Raw genomic sequence first — 21,530 nt, 5'->3', positions numbered from 1 at the left:
GGAAGGAACACCATGAGCATTGACACCAGTAATCCCCTTCTCGATTTCTCGGGCCTGCCGCGCTTCGACCTGTTCCGTCCAGAACATGTCACGCCAGCCATCGAGCAACTGATCAAGGAGGCCGCCGAGGTGGTGGCCAGGCTCGAAGCGCCGAGCGACAACGTGACCTGGGACAATTTCGTGGTGCCGCTCGAGGAAGCGACCGAACGCCTGGGCCGCGCCTGGGGCATCGTCAACCACCTGAACCACGTGGCCGACACGCCCGAGCTGCGCGCCGCCTACAACGAGAACCAGCCGAAGGTCACGGAATTCTGGACCACCCTGGGCCAGAACGAGGCCTTGTTCGACAAGTACAAGGCGATCCGCGCCAACCCGGACTTCGTGAAGCTGTCGCCGGCCCGCAAGCGCATCGTCGAGAACGCCCTGCGCGACTTCCGCCTGGGCGGCGCCGAGCTGCCTGCCGACAAGAAGCAGCGCTTCGCCGAAATCCAGGAACAGCACGCCGCCATTTCCACCCGCTTCTCGGAAAACGTGCTCGACGCAACCAACGACTACAAGCTGGTGGTCGAGAACGAAGCTGAGCTGGCCGGCATTCCCGAGGACGTGAAGGCGGCCGCACGCGCCGCCGCCGAACGCGAAGGCAAGGCCGGCTGGCAATTCACCCTGCATTTCCCGTCCTATTTCCCGGTCCTGCAGTTCGCCGACAACCGCTCCCTGCGCGAAACCATCTACCGCGCCAGCGCCACCAAGGCCTCGGATGCCGGCACCGTGTTCAGCGAGCTGGAAAAGTGGGATAACACCGAGAACATCGCGACCCTGCTCAAGCTGCGCGACGAGGAAGCCAAGCTGCTCGACTACCGCAACTTCGCGGAAGTGTCGCTGGTGCCGAAGATGGCCGAGAGCCCCGAGCACGTGATCAGCTTCCTCGAAGACCTGGCGCGCCGCGCCCGCCCGTTCGCCGAGAAGGACCTGGCCGAGCTGCGCGCCTTCGCGAAAGACGAGCTGGGAATCGAGGACATGCAGGCCTGGGACGTGGCCTATGCCTCGGAAAAGCTGCGCGAGAAGCGCTATGCCTTCTCGGCCCAGGAAGTGAAGGAATACTTCCCCGAGCACAAGGTCATCGAAGGCCTGTTCAAGGTCGTGCAGAATTTGTTCTCGGTGCAGATCAAGCCGGACACGGCGCCCGTCTGGCATCCGGACGTCCGTTTCTACCGCATCGAGCGTGACGGCGAGCTGGTCGGCCAGTTCTATTTCGACCTGTACGCGCGCGCCGGCAAGGGCCAGGGCGCGTGGATGGACGACGCCCGCGGCCGCCGCACCACGACTGGCGGCATCATCCAGACCCCGGTCGCCTACCTCACCTGCAACTTCACGCCGCCCGCTACGGTGGATGGCAAGCTGCAGCCCTCGCTGTTCACCCACGACGAGGTGACCACCCTGTTCCACGAATTCGGCCACGGCCTGCACCACATGCTGACCGAGGTCGAGGAACTGTCGGTGTCGGGCATCTCGGGCGTCGAATGGGATGCGGTCGAACTGCCGTCCCAGTTCATGGAAAACTTCTGCTGGGAGTGGGATGTGCTGCAAGGCATGACCGCCCACGTGAAGACCGGCGAACCGCTGCCGCGCGCGCTCTACGACAAGATGCTGGCAGCGAAGAACTTCCAGTCGGGCATGCAGACCCTGCGCCAGGTCGAGTTTTCCTTGATCGACATGCACCTGCACTACGACTTCGACCCGAACAGCCAGCAGACCGTGCAGGAACTGATCGACGACGTGCGCAGCAAATTCGCGGTGCTGATCCCGCCGTCCTTCAACCGCTTCCAGCACTCCTTTGGCCACATCTTCGCCGGCGGCTATGCGGCCGGCTACTACAGCTACAAGTGGGCCGAGGTGCTGTCGGCCGACGCCTATGCGGCCTTCGAGGAAGCCGTCGAAGCCGGCGGCGGCGAGATCTCGGTCGAGACCGGGCGCCGCTTCCAGCGCGAGATCCTGGCCGTGGGCGGCTCGCGCCCGGCGCTCGAGTCGTTCAAGGCCTTCCGCGGCCGCGAACCCTCGATCGACGCCCTGCTGCGCCACAATGGCATGAACGCCTGAGCGACATCGCTGAGTGGGCGCTGCGTGCCCACTCATTACCGTAATGCCTGATCAGGGGACGTAGGGTGGGCACGCCGTGCCCACGCGTTACGTGTTCGACCTTGCACCGCTGGCGGTGACACGCCGCTCGCAAACCTGGAGCGGAGCCATTGGCCTTGGCATGCGGTACGAGCGAAACGTCAGCGCCAACGAAGCAAGCATGCGCCCGTAACGCGTGGGCACAGAGTGCCCACCCTACGAATCTTGCAGCAACTCAGCAACAAGCAACGGCCCGCCCACGGTTGAACACCGCTGGCGGGCCGTTCGCATTACAATCCTGAACCATGACCCGGATCGACTTCCATACCAACATTCCCGACAAATTGACTTACGCCTGCCGCCTGGCGCGCAAGGCGTGGTCGACGCGCGCGAAAGTCGTGCTGCTGGCCGAAGACGCGGCCCAGGCCGCCGCCCTGAACGACGCCCTGTGGACGCTGTCGGAGACGGATTTCATCCCCCACGTACTGGCCGGCGATCCGCTGGCGGACCAGACGCCGATCATCGTCACCGACCGCGAGGACGTGGCGCTGCCGCATTACGAGATGCTGGTGAACCTGACGCGCCGCACCCCTGCCACCTTCGCCCGGTTCGCCCGCGTGTTCGAGATCATTTCCATCGACGAGCAGGACGCCGCCGCCGGCCGCCAGCGCTACGTCGCGTACAAGAAGCAGTCCTATCCCCTGACCCACTTCGTCGCAGGACAATCATGAGCCAGAACCCGGCCTTCGATAGCAGCATCCCCGTGTTGACCGAAGTCGTGCTGGAGCCCCTGGTGCTGGAGCCGGTGCCACCTGCCGCGCCCCCGCCGGCGCCGGCCGAACCGGCCGTGGAGGCCAAGCCGATTCCCGCGCTGGAGCCGGTGACGCAGGCAGAGCCGATTGACACACCCGCGCCGGCCGCCGATCCCGACTGGGACGCGCTCGAGCGCCGGATCGCCGAGCGCGTCGTGCAGCAGCTCCAGTCGCAGATCGACGCCGTCGTGCGCGGCGCGCTGGCCGCGGCCAACGAGCAGATCCAGATGGGCGTACGCCAGGCGGTCGAGCAGCTCGTGGCGCAGCAGGTCGCCGCGGTCCAGTTCGGCCAGAAGTAAGCGCGGCCTTCAGGTTTCGTAGGGTGGACACCTGTGTCCACGCGGTATAGGGCCGATGCGTACTCGTGCGCGTCAGGAACCTCCCGGCACTTCACGCCCAAGCTTTCTGACCTACGTTCCGATGTCTCACCAGTACGACAGCATGGACACAGGTGTCCACCCTACGCCCCCAAACCCGTTCCACCACAGGGCAAGCATCCCCTCCGCCACGCTCTCCCCTAGGGCGTCGCATTCCATCCACGCACCACCATCGCCCCTCCGTATTTACTGCTTTTCCACGGCTCTTTTTTGTTGTACCTTTTGCTCTGCATTAACTCGTAACCGGCGCACGCTGGCGGTCTAGCGCGATGGCGCCATCCCACACTTTGGAGAACGACATGACCACCAAGCTCATCCCGCTGGCCATCGCGCTGGCCGTCGCCGGGAGCGCCAGCGCCCAGCAAGTCGTGAAGATCGGCCACGTCAGCCCGACCTCGGGCCCGGTTGCCCACCTCGGCAAGGACATGGAAAACGCCGCGCGCATGGCGGTCGAGGAGCTCAACGCAAAAGGCATCGTCATCGGCGGCCAGAAAGTCAGCTTCCAGCTCGTCGCCGAGGACGACGCCTCCGATCCGAAACAGGGCACGGCCGTGGCCCAGAAACTGGTCGACGCCAGGGTCAAGGGCGTGATCGGCCACCTGAACTCGGGCACCTCGATCCCGGCTTCGAAGATCTACAACGACGCCGGCATCCCGCAGATCTCGCCGGCCACCACCGCGCCGCAGTACACCCGCCAGCGCTTCCCCGGCACCTTCCGCGTGGTCGCCGACGACAGCAAGCTTGGCGGCACGCTGGCGAAGTACGCGGTCGACACCCTGAAGGTCAAGAACATCGCCGTCATCGACGACCGCACCACCTACGGCCAGGGCGTGGCAACCGAGTTCGTCAAGGGCGCCAAGGGCCCGGGCGTGAAAATCGTCGGCAAGGAGTTCACCAGCGCCACCGCGACCGACTACACCGCCATCCTCACCTCGATCCGCGCGAAAAAGCCCGACCTGATCTTCTTCGGCGGCATGGACGCGGTCGGCGGCCCGATGCTCAAGCAGATGAAGAACCTGGGCATCACGGCCCGCTTCATGGGCGGCGACGGCGTCTGCACCGATGCGCTGGGCCGGCTCGCCGGGGACGCGGTCGGCACCGAGGGCAAGGTGATCTGCGCCGAGGCCGGCGGCGTGACCGGCGCCGCGCAGGAAAAAACCATGGCCGACTTCCGCGCCCGCTTCAGGCAGAAGACCGGCCAGGACGTGCAGCTCTACGCGCCCTATGTCTACGATGCGGTGATGGTGATGGCCACGGCGATGCAGAAGGCCGGCTCGGCCGAGCCGTCGAAATACCTGCCCGAGCTGAAGAAGATCCAGTACAAGGGCGTCACCGGCGACATCCGCTTCGACGCCAAGGGCGACATCGAGAACGGCGCGCTGACGCTGTTCACCTACAAGGATGGGAAGAAGGCGAAGCTGGATGTGATTCGTTGATTGCTTGTCTGTTGGCCCAAATCGTAGGGTGGGCACTCCGTGCCCACGCGTTACGTGCATATCCGCAGTCCGGGACAGTGAAATATCGCTCGCACCGTCTGCGACGGACGGCAAAAACCAGCACGAGGTCGGGCTCCGCTCGGTGCTAGCGGGCGCTGCATCACCGTGAATGGTGCAAGCATACGTCCGTCACGCGTGGGCACGGAGTGCCCACCCTACGGTTCCCGGCCAACAAAAAAGCGCGCCGGCTACCGCCGTCGCGCTTTTTATTTTCTCTTCAAAATCGACTCGAATTACTTGGTCGCCAGCACCCACTTCACCAGGCTGCGCGCTTCCGCTTCGCTCACCTGCGGATTGGCCGGCATCGGCACGGGACCCCAGGCGCCGGCGCCGCCCTTCAGGACCTTCTGGACCAGCTTGTCTTCGGCGCCTTTCTGGCCCGCGTATTTGGCGGCAACGTCCTTGTAGGCCGGGCCCACCAGCTTGTTCGCGACAGCGTGGCAAGCCATGCAGTTCTTCGCTTTCGCCAGGTCGGCTTGCGCGAATGCGCTCGAGGATGCCAGAGCCGACAACACTACGCACAACATCAGGGACCGTTTCATTTAACACTCTCCATGGTTAACTATTTCCATTCTACCGCGTTTCCCAGCAAGGATATGCCGTGGTCACACTCTGTAACGAGGCTTACGTTTTGACGCCGAGGCATTTCCGCCACACCCGGATATTTTGCCACACGGCATCAAAATCTTTGTAAGATGACCGGATTCTGGAGAAATGACATGCCCCTGATCCTGTTGATTGCCGCCCTGGTGGGCTTGCGCTTCTTCGAAGTCTGGCGCTTCGCCGCGCTGTCGTGGTGGTGGATCGTCGGCCTGATGGTATTCGCCTTCGTCTGGTTCGAATACATCGAGAAGATGCTCGGCTGGGACAAGAAGAAAGCCCACGACGAGGACGAGAAGCGGCGCCAGGCGCGGGTGAAGAAATCCTTCGACCAGCGCAAATGACAACCGGGGCATGGCCCCGGCGAGTTTGTAGCCCCTCCCTATTATTTAACCGGTGACCGCGCCCTTGCTCGCGCTCGAGGCCAGTGCCGCGAACTTGGCCAGCACCCCGCGCGTGTAGCGCGGCGCCGGACGGGTCCAGGCGGCGCGGCGGCGGGCGATTTCCTCGTCCGGCACGTTCAGCTGGATCAGCAACTGGTTGGCGTCGATCGTCACCGAATCGCCTTCCTGCACCAGCGCGATGACGCCGCCCTCGAAGGCTTCCGGCGCCACGTGGCCGACCACCATGCCCCAGGTGCCGCCCGAGAAGCGGCCGTCGGTAATCAATCCCACCGATTCGCCCAGGCCCTTGCCGATCAGCGCGCCGGTCGGCGCCAGCATTTCCGGCATGCCCGGTCCGCCCTTCGGCCCCAGGTAGCGCAGCACCAGCACGTCGCCCGGGTTGATGCGGTTGCCGAGGATCGCGTCCATGGCCGTGTATTCGTCGTCGAACACGCGCGCCGGGCCGGTGATGGCCGGGTTCTTCAGGCCGGTGATCTTGGCCACGGCCCCTTCCGGCGACAGGTTGCCCTTCAAAATCGCCAGGTGGCCCTGGGCATACAAGGCCTTGTCGATGCTGCGGATCACGTCCTGGCCGGCGCGCGGCGTCGACGGCACGTCGGCCAGCTCCTCGGCCAGGGTGCGGCCGGTGATGGTGACGCAGTCGCCGTGCATCAGGCCGGCATCGAGCAGGATCTTCATCACCTGCGGCACGCCGCCGGCCTTGTGCAGGTCGGTCGCCACGTATTGGCCGGATGGCTTCAGGTTGCAGATGACGGGCACCTTGCGGCGCACGCGCTCGAAGTCGTCGAGCGTCCATTCGACCTCGGCCGCGTGGGCGATGGCCAGGTAGTGCAGCACGGCGTTGGTCGAGCCGCCGGTGGCCATGATCAGGGACACCGCGTTCTCGATCGATTGGCGGGTGATGATGTCGCGCGGCTTCAGGTCGCGCTTCACGGCTTCGACCAGCACGCGCGCCGATTCGGCCGCCGAGCCGACCTTTTCGTCGTCGGGATTGGCCATGGTCGACGAGTACAGCAGCGACATGCCGAGCGCCTCGAAGGAGGACGACATGGTGTTGGCCGTGTACATGCCGCCGCAGGAGCCCGACGAGGGACAGGCGTTCTTCTCGATACCGTCGAAGTCTTCCTGGCTCATGCGCCCGGCCGTGAATTCGCCGACCGCCTCGAAGGCCGAGACGATGGTGAGATCCTTCCCTTTCCAGTGGCCCGGCTTGATCGTGCCGCCATAGACGTAGATGCCCGGGACGTTGACGCGCGCCAGGGCGATCATCCCGCCCGGCATGTTCTTGTCGCAGCCGCCGATGACGACCACGCCGTCCATCCACTGGCCGTTGACGCAGGTCTCGATGCAGTCGGCGATGACTTCGCGCGAGATCAGCGAGAACTTCATGCCCTCGGTGCCCATCGACATGCCGTCGGAAATGGTCGGGGTGCCGAAGACCTGCGGGTTGGCGCCGGCTTCCTTCACCGCGGCGATGGCGACGTCGGCCAGTTTCTGCAGGCCGGAGTTGCAAGGCGTGATCGTCGAGTGGGCGTTGGCCACGCCGATCATCGGCTTCTCGAAATCTTCCTTCTGGTAGCCCATCGCGTAATACATCGAGCGGTTCGGGGCGCGGGCAACGCCTTCGGTGACGTTGCGGGATCGGCGGTTGTAGCGCGGCTTATCAGGCATGCTGGCCTCCTCGAAGAACGGTCTTGTGAGCATGCCTTGCGCGCCGGGGTGCGTCAAATATAAGATTGTGCCGCTCTGATATGCAAAACATATCAATCCTTGCACAAACTATGGAAACGCATATCGATGAACCTTGAACTGCGCCAGTTGCGCTACTTTGTCACCGTCGCCGAAGAGCTGCATTTCGGCCGTGCCGCCGCGCGCCTGCACATGACCCAGCCGCCGCTGTCGCAGGCCATCGCGGCGCTCGAGGACATCCTGGGCGCGCCCCTGTTCCTGCGCACCCGGCGCCAGGTCGAACTCACCCCGGCCGGCGCCGCCCTGCTGCCCGAGGCGCGGCGCCTGCTCGAGCACAGCGCCGCCCTGCCCGAGCTGGTGCGCCGCGCCGCCGCCGGCGAATCCGGGCGCCTGGCCCTGTCGTTTGTTACCCCGGCCGACTACAGCGTGCTGCCGCCCCTGCTGCGCGACTACAGCGCGGCCTTCCCGAAGGTCGAACTGGTGCTGCAGGAAGCGACGACGGACGTGCAGGTCGACGAGCTGCTGCATGGGCGCATCGATTGCGGCCTCCTGATCCCGCCGCTGGCGGAAAAAGTGCAGGCCCTGCTCGACTACACCAGCGTACTCGAAGAACCGCTGGTGCTGTGCGCACCAGGCGGCCTGCTGCCCGCGGACGGCAAGCCGGTCGAGCTGCGCTCGCTTCCTCCGCTTCCTTTAATCATTTTCCCGCGCAAGAGCGCGCCCAGCCTCTACGACGCCATCCTGCGCTGCTTCCACGATGCCGGCATCACGCCGACGATCGGCCAGGAAGCGATCCAGATGCAGACCATCGTCAGCCTCGTGTCCGCGGGCATGGGCTTGGCACTTGTGCCACAATCCGTGTCGAACCTGCTGCGCCCCGGCGTAGAATACCGTGCCCTTGCCAACCCGACACCGCTGGTCGAACTCGGCCTGGCCTGGCGGCGCGACAACGCCTCCCCGGTGCTGCGGGGCTTTTTGGAATTACTGAGGAATAAATAATATGCTGGTACACCCGAATCCGGACCCGATCGCGTTTTCGATCGGCCCCGTGGACATCCACTGGTACGGCCTGATGTACGTGCTCGCGTTCGCGATGTTCATCATCCTGGGACGCGTGCGCATCAAGCAGCCGCACATCGCCGCCCAGGGCTGGAAGAACGAGGACCTGGACGACATGCTGTTCTACGGCATGCTCGGGGTCGTGCTCGGCGGGCGCCTGGGGGAAGTGCTGTTCTACCAGCCGGGCTACTTCTTCGCCAACCCGCTGGAAATCTTCAAGGTCTGGAAAGGCGGCATGTCCTTCCACGGCGGCTTCCTGGGCGTGCTGATCGCGATGGCCCTGTGGGCGCGCAAATCGAAGCGCAACATCCTCGACGTCTACGACTTCATCGCCCCGATGGTCCCGCTCGGCTATGCCGCCGGCCGCCTGGGCAACTTCATCAACCACGAACTGCCAGGCCGCGTCGCGGACGCCAGCCTGCCGTGGGCGATGCGCTGGCCGAATCCCGACGGCATCGGTTATCTCGACACCCTGCGCCATCCTTCGCCGCTCTACCAGATGCTGATCGACGGCATCCTTGTGTTCCTGATCCTGTGGCCGTTCGCGCGCAAGGCGCGCCCGCGCCTTGCGGTGGGCGCGATGTTCACCCTGCTCTACGGCTGCGCGCGCTTCTTCACCGAATGGTTCCGCGTGCCGGACTGGGAGACGACCATCGCCGGCCTGCCGATCACTTCCGGCCAGGTGCTGTCGCTGCCGATGATCGTCGCGGCGCTGATCATGCTGGCCTGGGCGTATTCGTCGAAGGATGGCAAGCAAGCGGTGCGGGCATAAAACAAGAATCGGCGCTCTCGGGCGCCGATTTTCATTCGGATGCGCTACCCGTAGGGTGGGCACTCCGTGCCCACGCGTTACGCGCGCCTCCTTGCACCTTTGGCGGTAACGCGTCGCTCGCAAAATATGCGATGGACGAGAAACCGGCATACCCCACTACGCTCATTGTTAGCGAGCGAAGTTTACAAGCCGCAGGTGAAAGGATAGGTGCGTAACGCGTGGGCACGGAGTGCCCACCCTACGTCACTTTTTGTTCGCGTGGCCCTGGGTTGGCATCGATCAGCTTGGTGCGCTGACCACGACGACGTCCGGGTCACCGAATTGCCAGTCTTCCCACTCATCCTGAAGATGAAAATGCGCGTCCTGGGATACGGGTAAAGCCTCCAGCCTTGCAGCGGCAGACAAGATAAACTCCGCAATCTGCCGCAACGCCTCAGGGGTCGCCTGCAGGGAAATCTCGGTACACTCGAATGGAAAAGTGTCTGCGTTCGCCCTCTCTTGCGAATGAGCGAATATTTTCAGGAATTTATCCATACGTCCTTTCGTACATCACCGGTTTCCTGTCATCCAATACCTTACGCACTTCGTCACGCAAGAAGTGCCTCGCGCCCGTCGTGCGTTTATTGCGCCGCCTTCCAGAACATGTACGCCGCCAGCGCGTACAGGATCACCGCAAACACCTTCTGCAACTGCCGCACCGGCATCCGGTGCGCCGTGCGTGCGCCGACCGGCGCCATGACCACGCTGGCCGCGACGATGATCAGCAGCGCGGGCAGGTAGATGAAGCCCAGCGAATAGTCCGGCAAGCCCGGCTCGCCCCAGCCATACACGATATTCGCCAGCGTGCCCGCGAAGGCGATCGGGAAACCGAGCGCGGCGCTGGTGGCGACCGCATTGTGGATGCGCACGTTACACCAGGTCATGAAAGGCACCGAGACGAAGCCGCCGCCCGCTCCCACCAGCCCCGCCAGGATGCCGATGACGCCGCCGGCGGCGAACATGCCCGGCGCCCTGGGCAAATCGCGGGCGGCGGCAGGCTTCTTGTTGACCAGCATCTGCGTGGCAGAGAAGGTGACGAAGGCGCCGAAGAACAGGGACAGCACCGCCGTATTCATCTGCTTGCCGATCCAGGGCCCGATCATGGAGCCGACCAGGATGCCCGGCGCCAGCAGCTTGACGATGTCCCAGCGCACCGCCCCATGCTTGTGGTGGGCGCGCACCGAGGACAGCGAGGTGAACATGATGGTGCCGAGCGAGGTCGCGATCGCCATGTGCACCACCAGCTCGTATGGCACCTGGCGCGCCGTGAGGATCATCGTGATGAAGGGCACCAGGATCATGCCGCCGCCGATGCCGAGCAGGCCGGCGGCGAAACCGCCGAAGCAGCCCATGGCGAGCAGGGCGAGGATCAGCAGCGGGTCCATGGCGCCTCCCTGCCGGTGCGGGTGAACGGGTGCGGGTGCGCGCAGGACGCGCCAGGGCACGGCGAAGTGAAGACAGCCATCGACAACATCATTACCTTTCGAACATACAAGGAATGCATACTAGTCGATGGCTCGCGAATTGTCGAAATGGCCGGCGGCGCGGTCGGCTCAAGGAGCACAGGTACGAAAGCCCACGAAGAGGTCGTCGCGCCCGGGCATGTAGAAGTTGCGGAAGTGCGCAGAGCGCAGGCGCGCCGGCGTCGCGAACGAAGCGCCGCGCACGGCCTGGCAACTGCCGAAATACGGCGCCGCGTATTCGCGGTAGCGGTCCGGGGCAAATCCGGCATAGGGCTGGAAGCGCGATGCCGTCCATTCCCACAACCGGCCCCAGCTGAAGCCGGGCTGCTGCGCCTGCGCCGCATATTCCCACTCCTGCTCCAGCGGCAGGCGCCGTCCGGCCCAGCTGCAGTACGCCTCCGCCTCGTACAGGCTCACGTGACGCACCGGTTCGGCCGGGTCCAGCGCCACCCGGGTGCCGAAGCGCACGGTGCTCCAGCCTGCCCCTTCCCGCTTCCCTTCCCGCTCCCAGTAGCGTGGCGCCGTGCGTTGCTGCCCCGCCAGCCATGCGCGCCCGGCCTCGCTCCAGTATTGCGCCCGCCGGTAGCCGCCGTCGCGCACGAATGCGAGGTAGGCCGCATTCGACACCAGGTCCGCGTCGATCGCGAACGGAGCGACGCGGCAAGGCGCCGCCTGCCGCTCGTTGTCGAACACGAAGCCCCGCGACTGCTCCCCGCCGAGGAGGAAACTCGCTTCGCCGAAGACAATGTCGCCCGCCGCCCGGACTTCCGCGCTGCGCGCGGCCGTATCGATGCCGCCTGCGGGCGCTGCCGCGCCGAGCGTCTGCAAGGTGTACAGCAGGGCTTCGCCATGCATGTCCTCGTGCGCCAGCACCAGGCGATAGGGATAGAGCGCAGCGTCGTCGTCGTGGGTGCGCGCCAGCCGGTCCAGTATCCTGTCCAGCACGTCGCGGCAATACGCCTTGATCGCGCCTGGCGCGGGCAGGTCGAGTTCCCAGCGCGTGTCGTGGGCCACCGCGCCCGAATCGAACCAGTCGTCGCCGTGCGCGAGCAGCGAACGGCCGATGGCGTCGCCCGGCCTGCTGCTCGCAGCCTCGCGCAGGACGAACCATTCCGCGAACCAGGCGACATGTCCCAGTTCCCAGAGCGGCGGGTTCAGGATGGCAAGACGCGGCACCTGTGCGGCGCGGTCGTAGCCGGCCGCCGCCAGGGCGTCGAACAGGGCTAGCGTACGCTGGCGGGCATCGCGCAGTGCGGCGTCGAGCGCGCTCGGTCCCATCCAGCGGAAGGATGCATGGTTGTCTGTCATGCATCCATTGTACGGTCCATTCGTTCGCTGCCCCCGCCTGTGCCGCGTGGACACCGGGCTCAACGTACCGCTTGCAAAGCGCCCGCCATCGGTGCACGATGCATTCATATACTTGAGTAACCCGTAACCAGGAGACGGACGATGATCAAGATAAGCGTGATGTATCCAAACGGCCCGGACGCGCATTTCGACGAGGTCTATTACCGGGACAAGCATATGCCCATGGTGAAGAACCTGATGGGTGAGCATTGCAAGTACTATGCGGTCGACCGGGCAATGCCGGATGGTTCACCCACCTCGAATGCGCCTTACATCGCCATGGGCCACCTGTTCTGCGAGTCGGTCGATGCCTTCCAGGCCGGATTCGGCCCACATACGAAGGAAATCATGGCCGACATCCCCAACTACACCAACCAGAAGCCGGTGATCCAGATCAGCGAGGTGCTGGTCGGATAAGGCCGGCCCTTCCCTTCAGTGTCCGCTGTCGACCGGCAGGCTGGCGCCGAGCCAGCCGGCAATGCCGGCCGACATGACGCGCACGTCCGCGTAGCCGAGCCGTTCCGCCCTGCGCGCCGCCTGCGGCGCCTTGCGGCACAGGGGATTCGAGCAGTAGAACACCAGCGGCGTGCCCAGGTCCGCCGGCAGCATGCCTGCGTCAAAATCGGGGGCCAGATTGAGCGCCCCCGGCACGCGCGCCTTCAGCCAGGATTGGCGCGCATTCACGTCGACCACTGTCACACCGCCCTGCACCATGCATCCGTGCAGTTCACGCGGCGCGATCGATTTCAGCCCCATCAGCATCGCAAACATGATGCCTCCTCAAGTGCGGGCTGCGCCGAAGCAGCGCAGGATGGCCGCCGCCAGCGACAACGCCAGCAGCGTGCCGCCGACCAGGTGCATCGAGGCCAGCGGCGCAAACAGCGCGGCCAGCATGTAGCCGAGGCCGCCCAGCACCAGGCTCCAGCCGGCAAAGCGGCGCGCGGCCTGTTCCCGTTCGGGCGCGCAGCGCAGGCTGGCCAGCTTCGTCAGGGACTTCGGAATCACGTTGGCGTAGAAAACGACGATGGCGCCAAGCAGCAGGCCCATGAAACGCGGCGCCAGGCCGGCATCGATGTACTCGGGCGTGGCCCAGCGCAGCGCGCCGGAGATGGCAAGGATGAGTCCCGCGCCCAGCAGCGCACGGCGGTATGGCAGAACAGCAGTCATGATTTCTCCTGTTTCGATCCAGCTTCAAGTTGTGCAAAAACTCGCCATGGCAGCGTTGCATCGTCTTGCCGTATGAGTGCACTGTCTTCGACGATGCGCCTTGCCCTGGCGCTTTTTCACAACTTTTCGGGATGGCCGTCTTCCGGCCGCGTGACCTGCAAACCAAACGTCTGGGCAAACGCCAGCAGCGCCTCCTCGAGTACCGACAGCTTGAGGCGATAGGTGACGTGGCGCCCCTGCTTCTCGGCTTCGATGAGACCTGCCGACACGAGCACCGCGAAGTGCGCCGACATGGTCGGCTTCGAGACGTCAAACATCTCCGCCAGTTCGCCCGCGCCGATCGGTCCGCGCTCCTGCAGCAGTTGCAGGACTTTGCGGCGGGTCGGGTCGGCCAGGGCTTTGAAGACGGTGCTCATGAGTCGATTATTAGCTAATCATCGAACTATTGCAAGCAATTTAACGGGTGTACCCGCCCTGGGTGCAGACTGCATTTATTTGCGGATCCATTCGAGAATCCTGTTCCACTGGCTGGTGGTGACCGGCGAAATGGACAGGCGGCTGCCTTTCTGCAGCAATACCATGTCCTCCAGTTCGGGAATCGCGCGCATCTCGGACAGCGGCAGGTAACGGCCCTGCTCCACCGCCTTCACGTCGACGGAGATCCAGCGCGGTTGTTCGCGCGTGGCTGTCGGGTCGAAATATTTGCCGGCGCTGTCGAATTGCGATGCGTCGGGATAAGGGCCGCTCGCCACCTGCGCAATACCGGCGACACCGGGAACCGCGCAACTGGAGTGATAAAACAGGACGCCGTCGCCGGGCTGCATCGCATCGCGCATGAAATTCCTTGCCTGGTAATTGCGCACGCCGAACCAGGCCACCGTCTGGCCCGGCGCGGCCAGCACGTCGTCGAAACTGACTTCATCCGGTTCGGATTTCATCAACCAATAGCGCATCGCTTCTCCTGCACGATAAAAAACGTCCCTGCCCGCAAATGAAACGGGCATAAAAAAACGGTTGCGTGCCGATGCGCGCAACCGTCTTTTGGAATATAGCCCCGCCTGTGCCGTTTATGCCGGCATCCCAGAACCTGACGGTTCAAGGTGGTCGCAGTTAGCTCAATTTCGGGTTCGTCGGACTAGCGACGCTCACGCCCATCGAACATAATCCCGCAACCGATGCATACAAATGGTTCAAGGAATATATGGCAATCTCGAACACCGCAGGGTGCCTCGCAGTTTACTCGCTTGAACGGGCATGTCAAACGAATTTGGACCTTCAGGGCAAATTTTCTTGCGGCGTCAGGGCCTGGTCGAGGACGCTGTGCATGACGGCGAGCTTTTGTTTCACTTCCAGCATCGTCATGTCCGACAACGGACCCTGCGGCGACTTGACCGAGAGGAATTCGGCAGCCACGCTCAGCGCGGCCATCACGGCAATGCGATCGGTGCCCTTCACCTTGCCCGAGTCGCGCAGCGCGATCATCTTGCCGTCGAGGTAACGCACGGCGTCGCGCAGCGTCGCCTGCTCCCCTTCCTTGCAGGCCAGGCGGTAGGGCTGGCCCATGATCGTGACATCAAGATAAATCATTGCTTGGCCTCGGCGTTCGTGGATTCGTCTGCTTCTTCCTCTGCCGGTGCAGGCAATTGCTCGATCACGGCTTCCAGCCGGCGCTGGGCCTCGACCAGCCGCTCGAGGAGCGCCGTGTTCACTTCGTTGAGCAGCACATTGGTCTGCTGTAGTTGCGCATTCTCGCTGCGCAGCGTCCCGACCAGTGCGGCGAGCCGTTCGATCTTGTCGGATAGGTCTTGGAATTCGGAAATCATTCGTAACTATAGGTCTGATAAGGTTTGACAGTCAACAGGATAGCGTGTTGTGCGGGGCGGTGCCTTTGCTGGGTGGACACCTGTGTCCACGCGGATTGAACCACGGGCATGGCTGCCGTGCCCTGCGGTGCCCGGAGCCGATGCCGCACGCAACGCTGGTCAAGGCGCCGCTGCTCGATCGATGAGACCGCGTGGACACAGGTGTCCACCCTACAAGTGCGTTCTGACACTCCCTTGACCTCACTCAAGTACCCCGGCAACAGTGCGTCAGCGCGGAATGCTTCGGTGCTAACCTTGCCGCTTTGTGCCTGCGCGGATTGCTTGTGTAACAACAGCCGCGTGACCCCAGCGGTTTGAGCCCGCACAAGCCGCAAAGTGAATTTAGCAACAGGCGCGCTTGAAATGCCTAATTATCGTCCCTATAATTAGCACTCGTTAGTAGAGAGTGCTAACAACTCTTTCGAGCCGCAGCGTCATTACACGATGCGGCAACAACGCAGATAAATAGCTAGTCCAAACCACTGAATAAAGGAGTTTTGCATGAACCTTCGCCCTCTGCACGATCGCGTTATCGTGAAGCGTCTCGACCAGGAAACCAAGACTGCCTCGGGCCTGATCATCCCTGATGCAGCGGCGGAAAAGCCAGACCAGGGTGAAGTCCTGGCAGTCGGCAACGGCAAGGTGCAGGACAACGGCCAGGTGCGCGCGCTGGAAGTCAAGGTCGGCGACCGCGTCCTGTTCGGCAAGTACTCGGGCCAGGCCGTCAAGGTCGATGGCCAGGAGCTGCTGGTGATGCGCGAAGAAGACATCATGGCCGTTCTGGTCTCGTAATCCTCCCTGAATAAAACAGTTCACGAATAACTGGAGAAATACAAAATGGCAGCTAAAGAAGTAGTGTTCGGCGACGCAGCGCGCGCCAAGATGGTCGAAGGCGTCAACATCCTCGCCAACGCAGTCAAGGTCACCCTGGGCCCGAAAGGCCGCAACGTCGTGCTGGACCGCGCATTCGGCGCCCCGACCGTCACCAAGGACGGCGTCTCGGTCGCGAAAGAGATCGAACTGAAAGACAAGCTCATGAACATGGGCGCGCAGATGGTCAAGGAAGTCGCTTCGAAGACCAGCGACAACGCCGGTGACGGCACCACCACCGCGACCGTGCTGGCACAAGCCATCGTGCGCGAAGGCATGAAGTTCGTTGCCGCCGGCATGAACCCGATGGACCTGAAGCGCGGCATCGACAAGGCCGTCGCCGCTACCGTCGAAGAACTGAAGAAGATCGCCAAGCCGTGCACCACCTCGAAGGAAATCGCACAGGTCGGCGCGATCTCGGCCAACTCGGACGCATCGATCGGCGAGCGCATCGCTGAAGCGATGGAAAAAGTCGGCAAGGAAGGCGTCATCACCGTCGAAGACGGCAAGTCGCTGAACGACGAGCTGGACATCGTCGAGGGCATGCAGTTCGACCGCGGCTACCTGTCGCCTTACTTCATCAACAACCCGGACAAGCAAGTCGCCATCCACGAGAACCCGTTCGTCCTGCTGTGCGACAAGAAGATCTCGAACATCCGTGACCTGCTGCCGGTGCTGGAGCAAGTGGCAAAAGCCGGCCGTCCGCTGATGATCATCGCCGAAGACATCGAAGGCGAAGCACTGGCGACCCTGGTCGTCAACAACATCCGCGGCATCCTGAAGACCGTTGCAGTGAAAGCCCCTGGCTTCGGCGACCGTCGCAAGGCCATGCTGGAAGACATCGCCATCCTGACCGGCGGCCAGGTGATCGCCGAAGAAGTCGGCCTGACCCTGGAAAAGGTCACGCTGGCAGAACTGGGCCAGGCCAAGCGCATCGAAGTCGGCAAGGAAAACACCATCATCATCGACGGCGCCGGCTCGGCTGAAGCGATCGAGGCACGCGTCAAGCAGGTGCGCGTCCAGATCGAAGAAGCGACCTCGGACTACGACCGCGAGAAGCTGCAGGAACGCGTGGCCAAGCTGGCCGGCGGCGTTGCAGTGATCAAGGTTGGCGCTGCCACCGAAGTCGAAATGAAGGAAAAGAAAGCACGCGTCGAAGACGCCCTGCACGCAACCCGCGCTGCCGTTGAAGAAGGCATCGTTCCGGGCGGCGGCGTGGCCCTGCTGCGCGCTCGCGCCAACCTGAACATCCAGGGCGACAACCCGGACCAGGACGCAGGCATCAAGATCGTCCTGCGCGCCATGGAAGAGCCGCTGCGCATGATCGTCCAGAACGCCGGCGAAGAGTCGTCGGTCGTGGTCTCGGGCGTGCTGGCTGGCCAGGGCAACTACGGCTACAACGCCGCCAACGGCACCTACGGCGACATGGTCGAAATGGGCGTGCTGGATCCGGCCAAGGTCACCCGTTCGGCTCTGCAGAACGCAGCGTCGATCGCCGGCCTGATGCTGACCACCGACTGCATGGTCTCGGAAATCGTCGAGGACAAGCCAGCCGGCGGCATGGGCGGCATGGGTGGCATGGGCGGCATGGGTGGCATGGACGGCATGATGTAATTTGCCGGCCGACAGTCCGGCGCCATTCGGTCCCGGACTGCCAGCCCCACAAAAAAAGCCCACAGGCGCGAGCCTGCGGGCTTTTTCTTTTCTGAACCATTATTAAACCGTTTTTTGATGGTGACAGACGTGACCAAGAAAGCCCTCCCCTCCGTGCGCCTGGACGCACTGCGCGACGCCCTGCTCTTCATCGACGACGTGTACGGCGGCGCCGAGGCCTGGGTCGACCTTCGCACTGGCGCCGTGCACATCGTGGCCGAGGGACTCGACCCCGATGAACTGGCCCTGCCGGAAGACCTCGGCGACCCGGAGCATTTTCTCGCCCTGCCCCCGTCGCGCGACCTGTACGTCGAGCGCGAACTGGCCTTCGATTTCGTTGCCCGGCACCTGCCGGCCGACGAGCGCCTGGTACGCGCCATGTTCACCAGAAAAGGCGCCTACCGCGCGCTGCGCGAATTGCTGGACGAGCGCGGCGTGCTCGAGGAGTGGTACCGCTTCAAGGGCACCGCCGTCGACGCCGCGCTGGCCGGGTGGTGCGGCGACAACGGGCTGCGCCTGCACAGATAGCGCCGCCCCGCCTGCCCCTCCCGCGCAGGCACAGCGCCAAGACGGGCACGCTTCTTTACATCGTTTTACCTGGATTTACGTGGCGCACGCGATGCCGGCGAAAGGCCGCATGGCGGGGTCACGTACCATCTGCTCAACGTTTAGCAAACTGAGCAGATTATGGCCACGATCCACGCCGACAGTTGTGGCGGGCAGGCAAATGCAAGGGTGCCCTCATGAACATGCCGCGGCCCGACTTCTGGAAGAACGTCCTCACCGTGCTCACCGGAGCGACCGGTGCGCAGGCCTTGCCGATCCTGGCGGCGCCCCTGCTGACCCGCCTGTGCACGCCGGCCGAGATGGGCGCCTTCAGCGTCTGGCTGGGCATCATCACGGTGACTTCGATCGCCGCCACCCTGCGTTTCGAGGCCGCCATGGTCCTCGACCACGACAACGCCCAGCAAGGCACCTGCTTCAGCGTGGTGGCCTACTGCGCGACCCTCGTGGCCCTGGCCATCACGGCATGCATGCTGCTCGGGTGCATGCTCGGCCTGCCCGCCCTGTGCGACATGTCCTGGTTCGAACTGCTCACCATCGGCGCCGCCACCTGGCTGACCGCCACCATGCAGACCACGCTGGCGTATGCCGCCTCGCACAAGCTGTTCGTCAAGGCGGCGAAAGCCAAGGTCCTGCAATCGGCAACGATTGCCGTGAGCCAGGTGCTGCTGCTGTGTATCGGCCTGGACAGCACCGCCCTGCTGACGGGCCAGCTGATCGGCCTCGGCGCCGGCCTCTGGGCCGCGCGGCGCCTGCTGTCGCCGCCCGCGGTGCGCCTGGGGCTGAAGCTCGACGGCGAACAGCGCGCCTATTTTTTCAGGCACCAGGCGTTCTGGCGCTACGCCCTGCCCTCGAGCCTGCTCAACAGCGTGGTCGGCTACCTGCCGCTGTTCATGATCGGCTACCATCACGGCGCGCTGGCGGCCGGCCTGTTCGCGTTGACCCAGCGCGTGCTCGCCGCGCCCATCACCCTGATCGCCGCTTCGGTACGCGATGTGTTCAAGCGCGAGGCGGTGCAGCAGTTCCAATCCACCGGCAATTGCCGCGACGCCTATCACGCCACCTTCAAGGCCCTGGCGCTGCTTGCCGTGGCGCCCTCGCTGATCCTGTTCCTGTTCTCGCCCCAGCTGTTCAGCTGGGTGTTCGGTCCGGCCTGGCGTCCGGCCGGCGACATGGCGCGCATCCTTGCCCCGCTATGCTTCCTGAGCTTCATCGCGAGCCCGCTCAGCTATGTGTTCTTTGTTGCAGGCAAGCAGAAGATCGAACTGCTGTGGCAGGTGGCGCTGTTCCTGATGACGGTCGCCGTGTTCGTCGCGCCCCTGTCGCTGCACCAGAGCGTGCTGGGATATGCGATCGGCCGTTCCCTGCTCTATGTCATCTACCTGGTCATGTCGCACCGGTATTCGCTCAATGGTTGTTCCGCGTGGGGCGGACGACGGCGCGACGCTCCGGGTCTTCCCCCTTCGCCGCCGTAAGCGCAGGCATGTGCGCCTGCCGGGCTCAGGCCGCGCGCAGGCCTGGCAGCGCCAGGGCGCCCCGAGCGGCGCCCGCCGCACGCACTTCCCCACGCATTTCCCCTGCCTCGGCCAGCTTGAACACGCTGACCGCCTGCAGCAGCTGGCCGGCCTGCTCGTGCATGGCGTTCGAGGCCGCCGCCGACTGTTCGACCAGCGCGGCATTCTCCTGGGTCGCCTGGTCCATCTGGGTGATGGCGCCGTTGATCTGGCCGATGCCCGCGGTCTGTTCCGCGGTCGCCGCCGCGATCTCGCCGATGATGTCGCTCACGCGCCGGACGCTGCCGACGATCTCGTTCATCGTCGCGCCGGCCTGGTCGACCAGCCTCGCGCCGTCGTCGACCCTGCTGACCGAGTCGCCGATCAGCAGCTTGATTTCTTTCGCCGCGGCGGCCGAGCGTTGCGCCAGGTTGCGCACTTCGCTCGCCACCACCGCGAAACCGCGGCCCTGCTCGCCGGCGCGGGCTGCTTCCACCGCCGCGTTCAGCGCCAGGATATTGGTCTGGAAGGCGATCCCGTCGATCACGCCGATGATCTCGGCGATCTTCTTCGAGGCCTCGTTGATCGACGCCATGGTCTGCACCACCTGCGCCACGACCTCGCCGCCGCGGCCGGCCACGTCGCTGGCCGAGCTTGCCAGCACGCTGGCCTGGCGCGCATTGCTCGCGTTCTGCGCAACGGTCGAGGTCAGCTCTTCCATCGAGCTGGCGGTTTCTTCGAGCGAGCCGGCCTGCTGTTCCGTGCGCGCCGACAGGTCGAGACTGCCCGCCGCGATTTCCGACGAAGCGGTGGCAATCGCATGCGAGCCGCTGCGGATCTCCGTGACCAGGCCGAGCAGCTGGTCGTTCATGTCGGCCAGCGCATCCTGCAGCGCGCCGATCTCGTCCTTCGAGGTGGCCTGGCGGCGAAAGCTCAGGTCGCCCGCGGCGACGCGGCGGGCCAGCGCGGCGGCGGCGGCCACGGGACGGGTGATGCCGCGCGTCAGCCACCAGGCGCAGACGGCGCCGAAGGCCACGCTCAGCACGCCGAGCAGGATCATGGTGAGGCTGCTGTCGTGCTTGATCTGCTGGATCTCGCCGCGCAGGGCGTCGACCCGCTTGCGCTGCAGCGACACCAGGTGCTGGATGTTGGCCTGGTAAGCTTTGGCCGCCGGAATATAAATCCTGTCGTGCGCCTCCATCGATTCGTCCACCCGGCCTTCGTTCTTCAGGCGGATGGCTTCGCTGCGGCCGTTCACGTAGGCGCCGCGCAGCGACATCATCTTGGCGAAGGCTGCCTTTTCCTCGTCGCTGCTCAGGAGCGGCTCGACTTCCTTCATGTACATCGTCGCCTTGCTGTTCGTTTCCGCCGTATTCTTGGCGAAGAACTCGGTCAGCGAGGTGTCGCTGCTCTTGATGATGGCCGAGGTGCGGATGACGGCGATGCCGATATTGTGGCTCCAGTCATTGATCAGGCGTTCTTTCTTGATGGGCTCGTCGAGCATCTGCTCGGCGGCCGTGGCGACGGCGCCCAGCTTGAAGATGCTGATCAGGGTGATGACAATGGAGAGAGCGAGGACAACGGTGAAGCCGAGCGCGAGACGCTGCCCGATCTTCATGTTCGATAACAAATTCATGTGGAGGTTGGCTTACGTTGGATAGGGACAGGCCGGCGCTGCAAGGAAGCAAAATGGCAAGATTGCCGGCAATAGAAGATGTATATAGCGGAGCTAATTTGCATTCATTCTA

The 21,530-nt window shown here is 64.2% G+C and carries 24 protein-coding genes and 1 other RNA gene; 12 read left to right on the top strand and 13 right to left on the bottom strand.

Features of this window, described 5'->3' with window-relative positions; all coding sequences use genetic code 11:
• Positions 1-12 precede the first annotated feature (12 nt).
• The 4 genes from ACSUZJ_RS05565 (at position 13) to ACSUZJ_RS05550 (ending at position 4,740) form a co-directional block, all read left to right on the top strand.
• Positions 13-2,097: a M3 family metallopeptidase gene (locus ACSUZJ_RS05565; protein WP_499414077.1), complete on the top strand. Its 2,085-nt coding sequence runs from the start codon at positions 13-15 to the stop codon at positions 2,095-2,097.
• A 323-nt stretch (positions 2,098-2,420) separates the two neighbouring features.
• Positions 2,421-2,846 (top strand): DNA polymerase III subunit chi, encoded by a 426-nt coding sequence (locus ACSUZJ_RS05560; RefSeq protein WP_499414075.1) that lies wholly within the window; start codon positions 2,421-2,423, stop codon positions 2,844-2,846.
• Positions 2,843-3,226, top strand: coding sequence for a hypothetical protein (locus tag ACSUZJ_RS05555; protein WP_499414073.1), 384 nt, complete (start codon positions 2,843-2,845; stop codon positions 3,224-3,226). Before ACSUZJ_RS05560 ends, ACSUZJ_RS05555 begins: the two co-directional genes overlap by 4 nt.
• Positions 3,227-3,603: 377 nt before the next feature.
• Positions 3,604-4,740 (top strand): branched-chain amino acid ABC transporter substrate-binding protein, encoded by a 1,137-nt coding sequence (locus tag ACSUZJ_RS05550; RefSeq protein WP_499414071.1) that lies wholly within the window; start codon positions 3,604-3,606, stop codon positions 4,738-4,740.
• Between the two features lie 293 nt (positions 4,741-5,033).
• Here the strand turns inward: ACSUZJ_RS05550 and ACSUZJ_RS05545 are convergent, their stop codons facing one another.
• On the bottom strand, positions 5,034-5,342 hold the full coding sequence (locus ACSUZJ_RS05545; protein ID WP_499414069.1) for a c-type cytochrome: 309 nt from the start codon (positions 5,340-5,342) through the stop codon (positions 5,034-5,036).
• A 177-nt stretch (positions 5,343-5,519) separates the two neighbouring features.
• Here ACSUZJ_RS05545 and ACSUZJ_RS05540 point away from each other — a divergent pair, with 177 nt between their 5' ends.
• Positions 5,520-5,744, top strand: a complete 225-nt coding sequence (locus tag ACSUZJ_RS05540) for a TIGR04438 family Trp-rich protein (protein ID WP_499414067.1) — start codon at positions 5,520-5,522, stop codon at positions 5,742-5,744.
• A gap of 45 nt (positions 5,745-5,789) precedes the next feature.
• Here ACSUZJ_RS05540 and ilvD read toward each other — a convergent pair whose 3' ends face one another.
• Complete coding sequence (ilvD, locus tag ACSUZJ_RS05535; protein WP_499414065.1) at positions 5,790-7,475, bottom strand: dihydroxy-acid dehydratase; 1,686 nt, start codon at positions 7,473-7,475, stop codon at positions 5,790-5,792.
• Positions 7,476-7,601: 126 nt separating this feature from the next.
• Between ilvD and ACSUZJ_RS05530 the strand changes: the two genes are divergently transcribed.
• Complete coding sequence (locus tag ACSUZJ_RS05530) at positions 7,602-8,492, top strand: LysR family transcriptional regulator (protein WP_499414063.1); 891 nt, start codon at positions 7,602-7,604, stop codon at positions 8,490-8,492.
• Between the two features lies 1 nt (position 8,493).
• Positions 8,494-9,324: a prolipoprotein diacylglyceryl transferase gene (gene lgt / locus ACSUZJ_RS05525; protein WP_499414061.1), complete on the top strand. Its 831-nt coding sequence runs from the start codon at positions 8,494-8,496 to the stop codon at positions 9,322-9,324.
• A 279-nt stretch (positions 9,325-9,603) separates the two neighbouring features.
• On the opposite strand, the gene ACSUZJ_RS05520 is transcribed toward lgt, so the two are convergent.
• The 3 genes from ACSUZJ_RS05520 to senA form a co-directional block, all read right to left on the bottom strand.
• Complete coding sequence (locus ACSUZJ_RS05520; protein WP_499414059.1) at positions 9,604-9,858, bottom strand: Imm32 family immunity protein; 255 nt, start codon at positions 9,856-9,858, stop codon at positions 9,604-9,606.
• 86 nt (positions 9,859-9,944) lie between these two features.
• Positions 9,945-10,748, bottom strand: coding sequence for a sulfite exporter TauE/SafE family protein (locus tag ACSUZJ_RS05515; RefSeq protein WP_499414057.1), 804 nt, complete (start codon positions 10,746-10,748; stop codon positions 9,945-9,947).
• Positions 10,749-10,916: 168 nt separating this feature from the next.
• Positions 10,917-12,134, bottom strand: coding sequence for a selenoneine synthase SenA (gene senA / locus ACSUZJ_RS05510; protein ID WP_499414055.1), 1,218 nt, complete (start codon positions 12,132-12,134; stop codon positions 10,917-10,919).
• Positions 12,135-12,275: 141 nt separating this feature from the next.
• On the opposite strand from senA, the gene ACSUZJ_RS05505 reads away from it, so the two are divergent.
• Positions 12,276-12,590 (top strand): EthD family reductase, encoded by a 315-nt coding sequence (locus ACSUZJ_RS05505; protein WP_499414053.1) that lies wholly within the window; start codon positions 12,276-12,278, stop codon positions 12,588-12,590.
• Between the two features lie 15 nt (positions 12,591-12,605).
• Here the strand turns inward: ACSUZJ_RS05505 and ACSUZJ_RS05500 are convergent, their stop codons facing one another.
• The 7 genes from ACSUZJ_RS05500 to ACSUZJ_RS05470 all read right to left on the bottom strand — a co-directional run bounded on the left by ACSUZJ_RS05500 (position 12,606) and on the right by ACSUZJ_RS05470 (position 15,163).
• On the bottom strand, positions 12,606-12,944 hold the full coding sequence (locus ACSUZJ_RS05500) for a rhodanese-like domain-containing protein (RefSeq protein WP_499414051.1): 339 nt from the start codon (positions 12,942-12,944) through the stop codon (positions 12,606-12,608).
• 9 nt (positions 12,945-12,953) lie between these two features.
• Complete coding sequence (locus tag ACSUZJ_RS05495; RefSeq protein WP_499414049.1) at positions 12,954-13,340, bottom strand: hypothetical protein; 387 nt, start codon at positions 13,338-13,340, stop codon at positions 12,954-12,956.
• A 116-nt stretch (positions 13,341-13,456) separates the two neighbouring features.
• Positions 13,457-13,756 (bottom strand): metalloregulator ArsR/SmtB family transcription factor, encoded by a 300-nt coding sequence (locus tag ACSUZJ_RS05490; protein ID WP_499414047.1) that lies wholly within the window; start codon positions 13,754-13,756, stop codon positions 13,457-13,459.
• A 75-nt stretch (positions 13,757-13,831) separates the two neighbouring features.
• Positions 13,832-14,293 (bottom strand): EVE domain-containing protein, encoded by a 462-nt coding sequence (locus tag ACSUZJ_RS05485; protein ID WP_499416451.1) that lies wholly within the window; start codon positions 14,291-14,293, stop codon positions 13,832-13,834.
• A 94-nt stretch (positions 14,294-14,387) separates the two neighbouring features.
• Positions 14,388-14,569, bottom strand: a non-coding RNA gene (ssrS, locus tag ACSUZJ_RS05480) — 6S RNA.
• A gap of 46 nt (positions 14,570-14,615) precedes the next feature.
• A complete protein-coding gene (locus tag ACSUZJ_RS05475) occupies positions 14,616-14,927 on the bottom strand; it encodes a cell division protein ZapA (RefSeq protein WP_499414045.1) in 312 nt (103 codons plus the stop codon).
• The gene (locus ACSUZJ_RS05470) at positions 14,924-15,163 is read right to left on the bottom strand and encodes a hypothetical protein (protein WP_499414043.1); all 240 of its coding nucleotides are present in this window, start codon (positions 15,161-15,163) and stop codon (positions 14,924-14,926) included. Before ACSUZJ_RS05470 ends, ACSUZJ_RS05475 begins: the two co-directional genes overlap by 4 nt.
• A gap of 540 nt (positions 15,164-15,703) precedes the next feature.
• Between ACSUZJ_RS05470 and groES the strand changes: the two genes are divergently transcribed.
• The 4 genes from groES to ACSUZJ_RS05450 all read left to right on the top strand — a co-directional run bounded on the left by groES (position 15,704) and on the right by ACSUZJ_RS05450 (position 19,764).
• A complete protein-coding gene (gene groES / locus ACSUZJ_RS05465) occupies positions 15,704-15,994 on the top strand; it encodes a co-chaperone GroES (RefSeq protein ID WP_499414042.1) in 291 nt (96 codons plus the stop codon).
• Between the two features lie 45 nt (positions 15,995-16,039).
• Positions 16,040-17,686, top strand: a complete 1,647-nt coding sequence (groL, locus tag ACSUZJ_RS05460; protein ID WP_499414041.1) for a chaperonin GroEL — start codon at positions 16,040-16,042, stop codon at positions 17,684-17,686.
• Positions 17,687-17,815: 129 nt separating this feature from the next.
• Complete coding sequence (locus ACSUZJ_RS05455) at positions 17,816-18,253, top strand: hypothetical protein (protein ID WP_499414039.1); 438 nt, start codon at positions 17,816-17,818, stop codon at positions 18,251-18,253.
• Positions 18,254-18,468: 215 nt separating this feature from the next.
• Positions 18,469-19,764, top strand: a complete 1,296-nt coding sequence (locus ACSUZJ_RS05450; RefSeq protein ID WP_499414038.1) for a lipopolysaccharide biosynthesis protein — start codon at positions 18,469-18,471, stop codon at positions 19,762-19,764.
• 25 nt (positions 19,765-19,789) lie between these two features.
• Here the strand turns inward: ACSUZJ_RS05450 and ACSUZJ_RS05445 are convergent, their stop codons facing one another.
• A complete protein-coding gene (locus ACSUZJ_RS05445) occupies positions 19,790-21,418 on the bottom strand; it encodes a methyl-accepting chemotaxis protein (protein ID WP_499414036.1) in 1,629 nt (542 codons plus the stop codon).
• Between the last annotated feature and the right edge of the window lie 112 nt (positions 21,419-21,530).

The sequence above is a fragment of the Telluria sp. B2 genome (genome assembly GCF_051789535.1).
Classification (GTDB): domain Bacteria; phylum Pseudomonadota; class Gammaproteobacteria; order Burkholderiales; family Burkholderiaceae_D; genus Telluria.
Note: the sequence above shows the minus strand (reverse complement) of the source record. Positions and strands in the feature narration are given on the sequence as shown.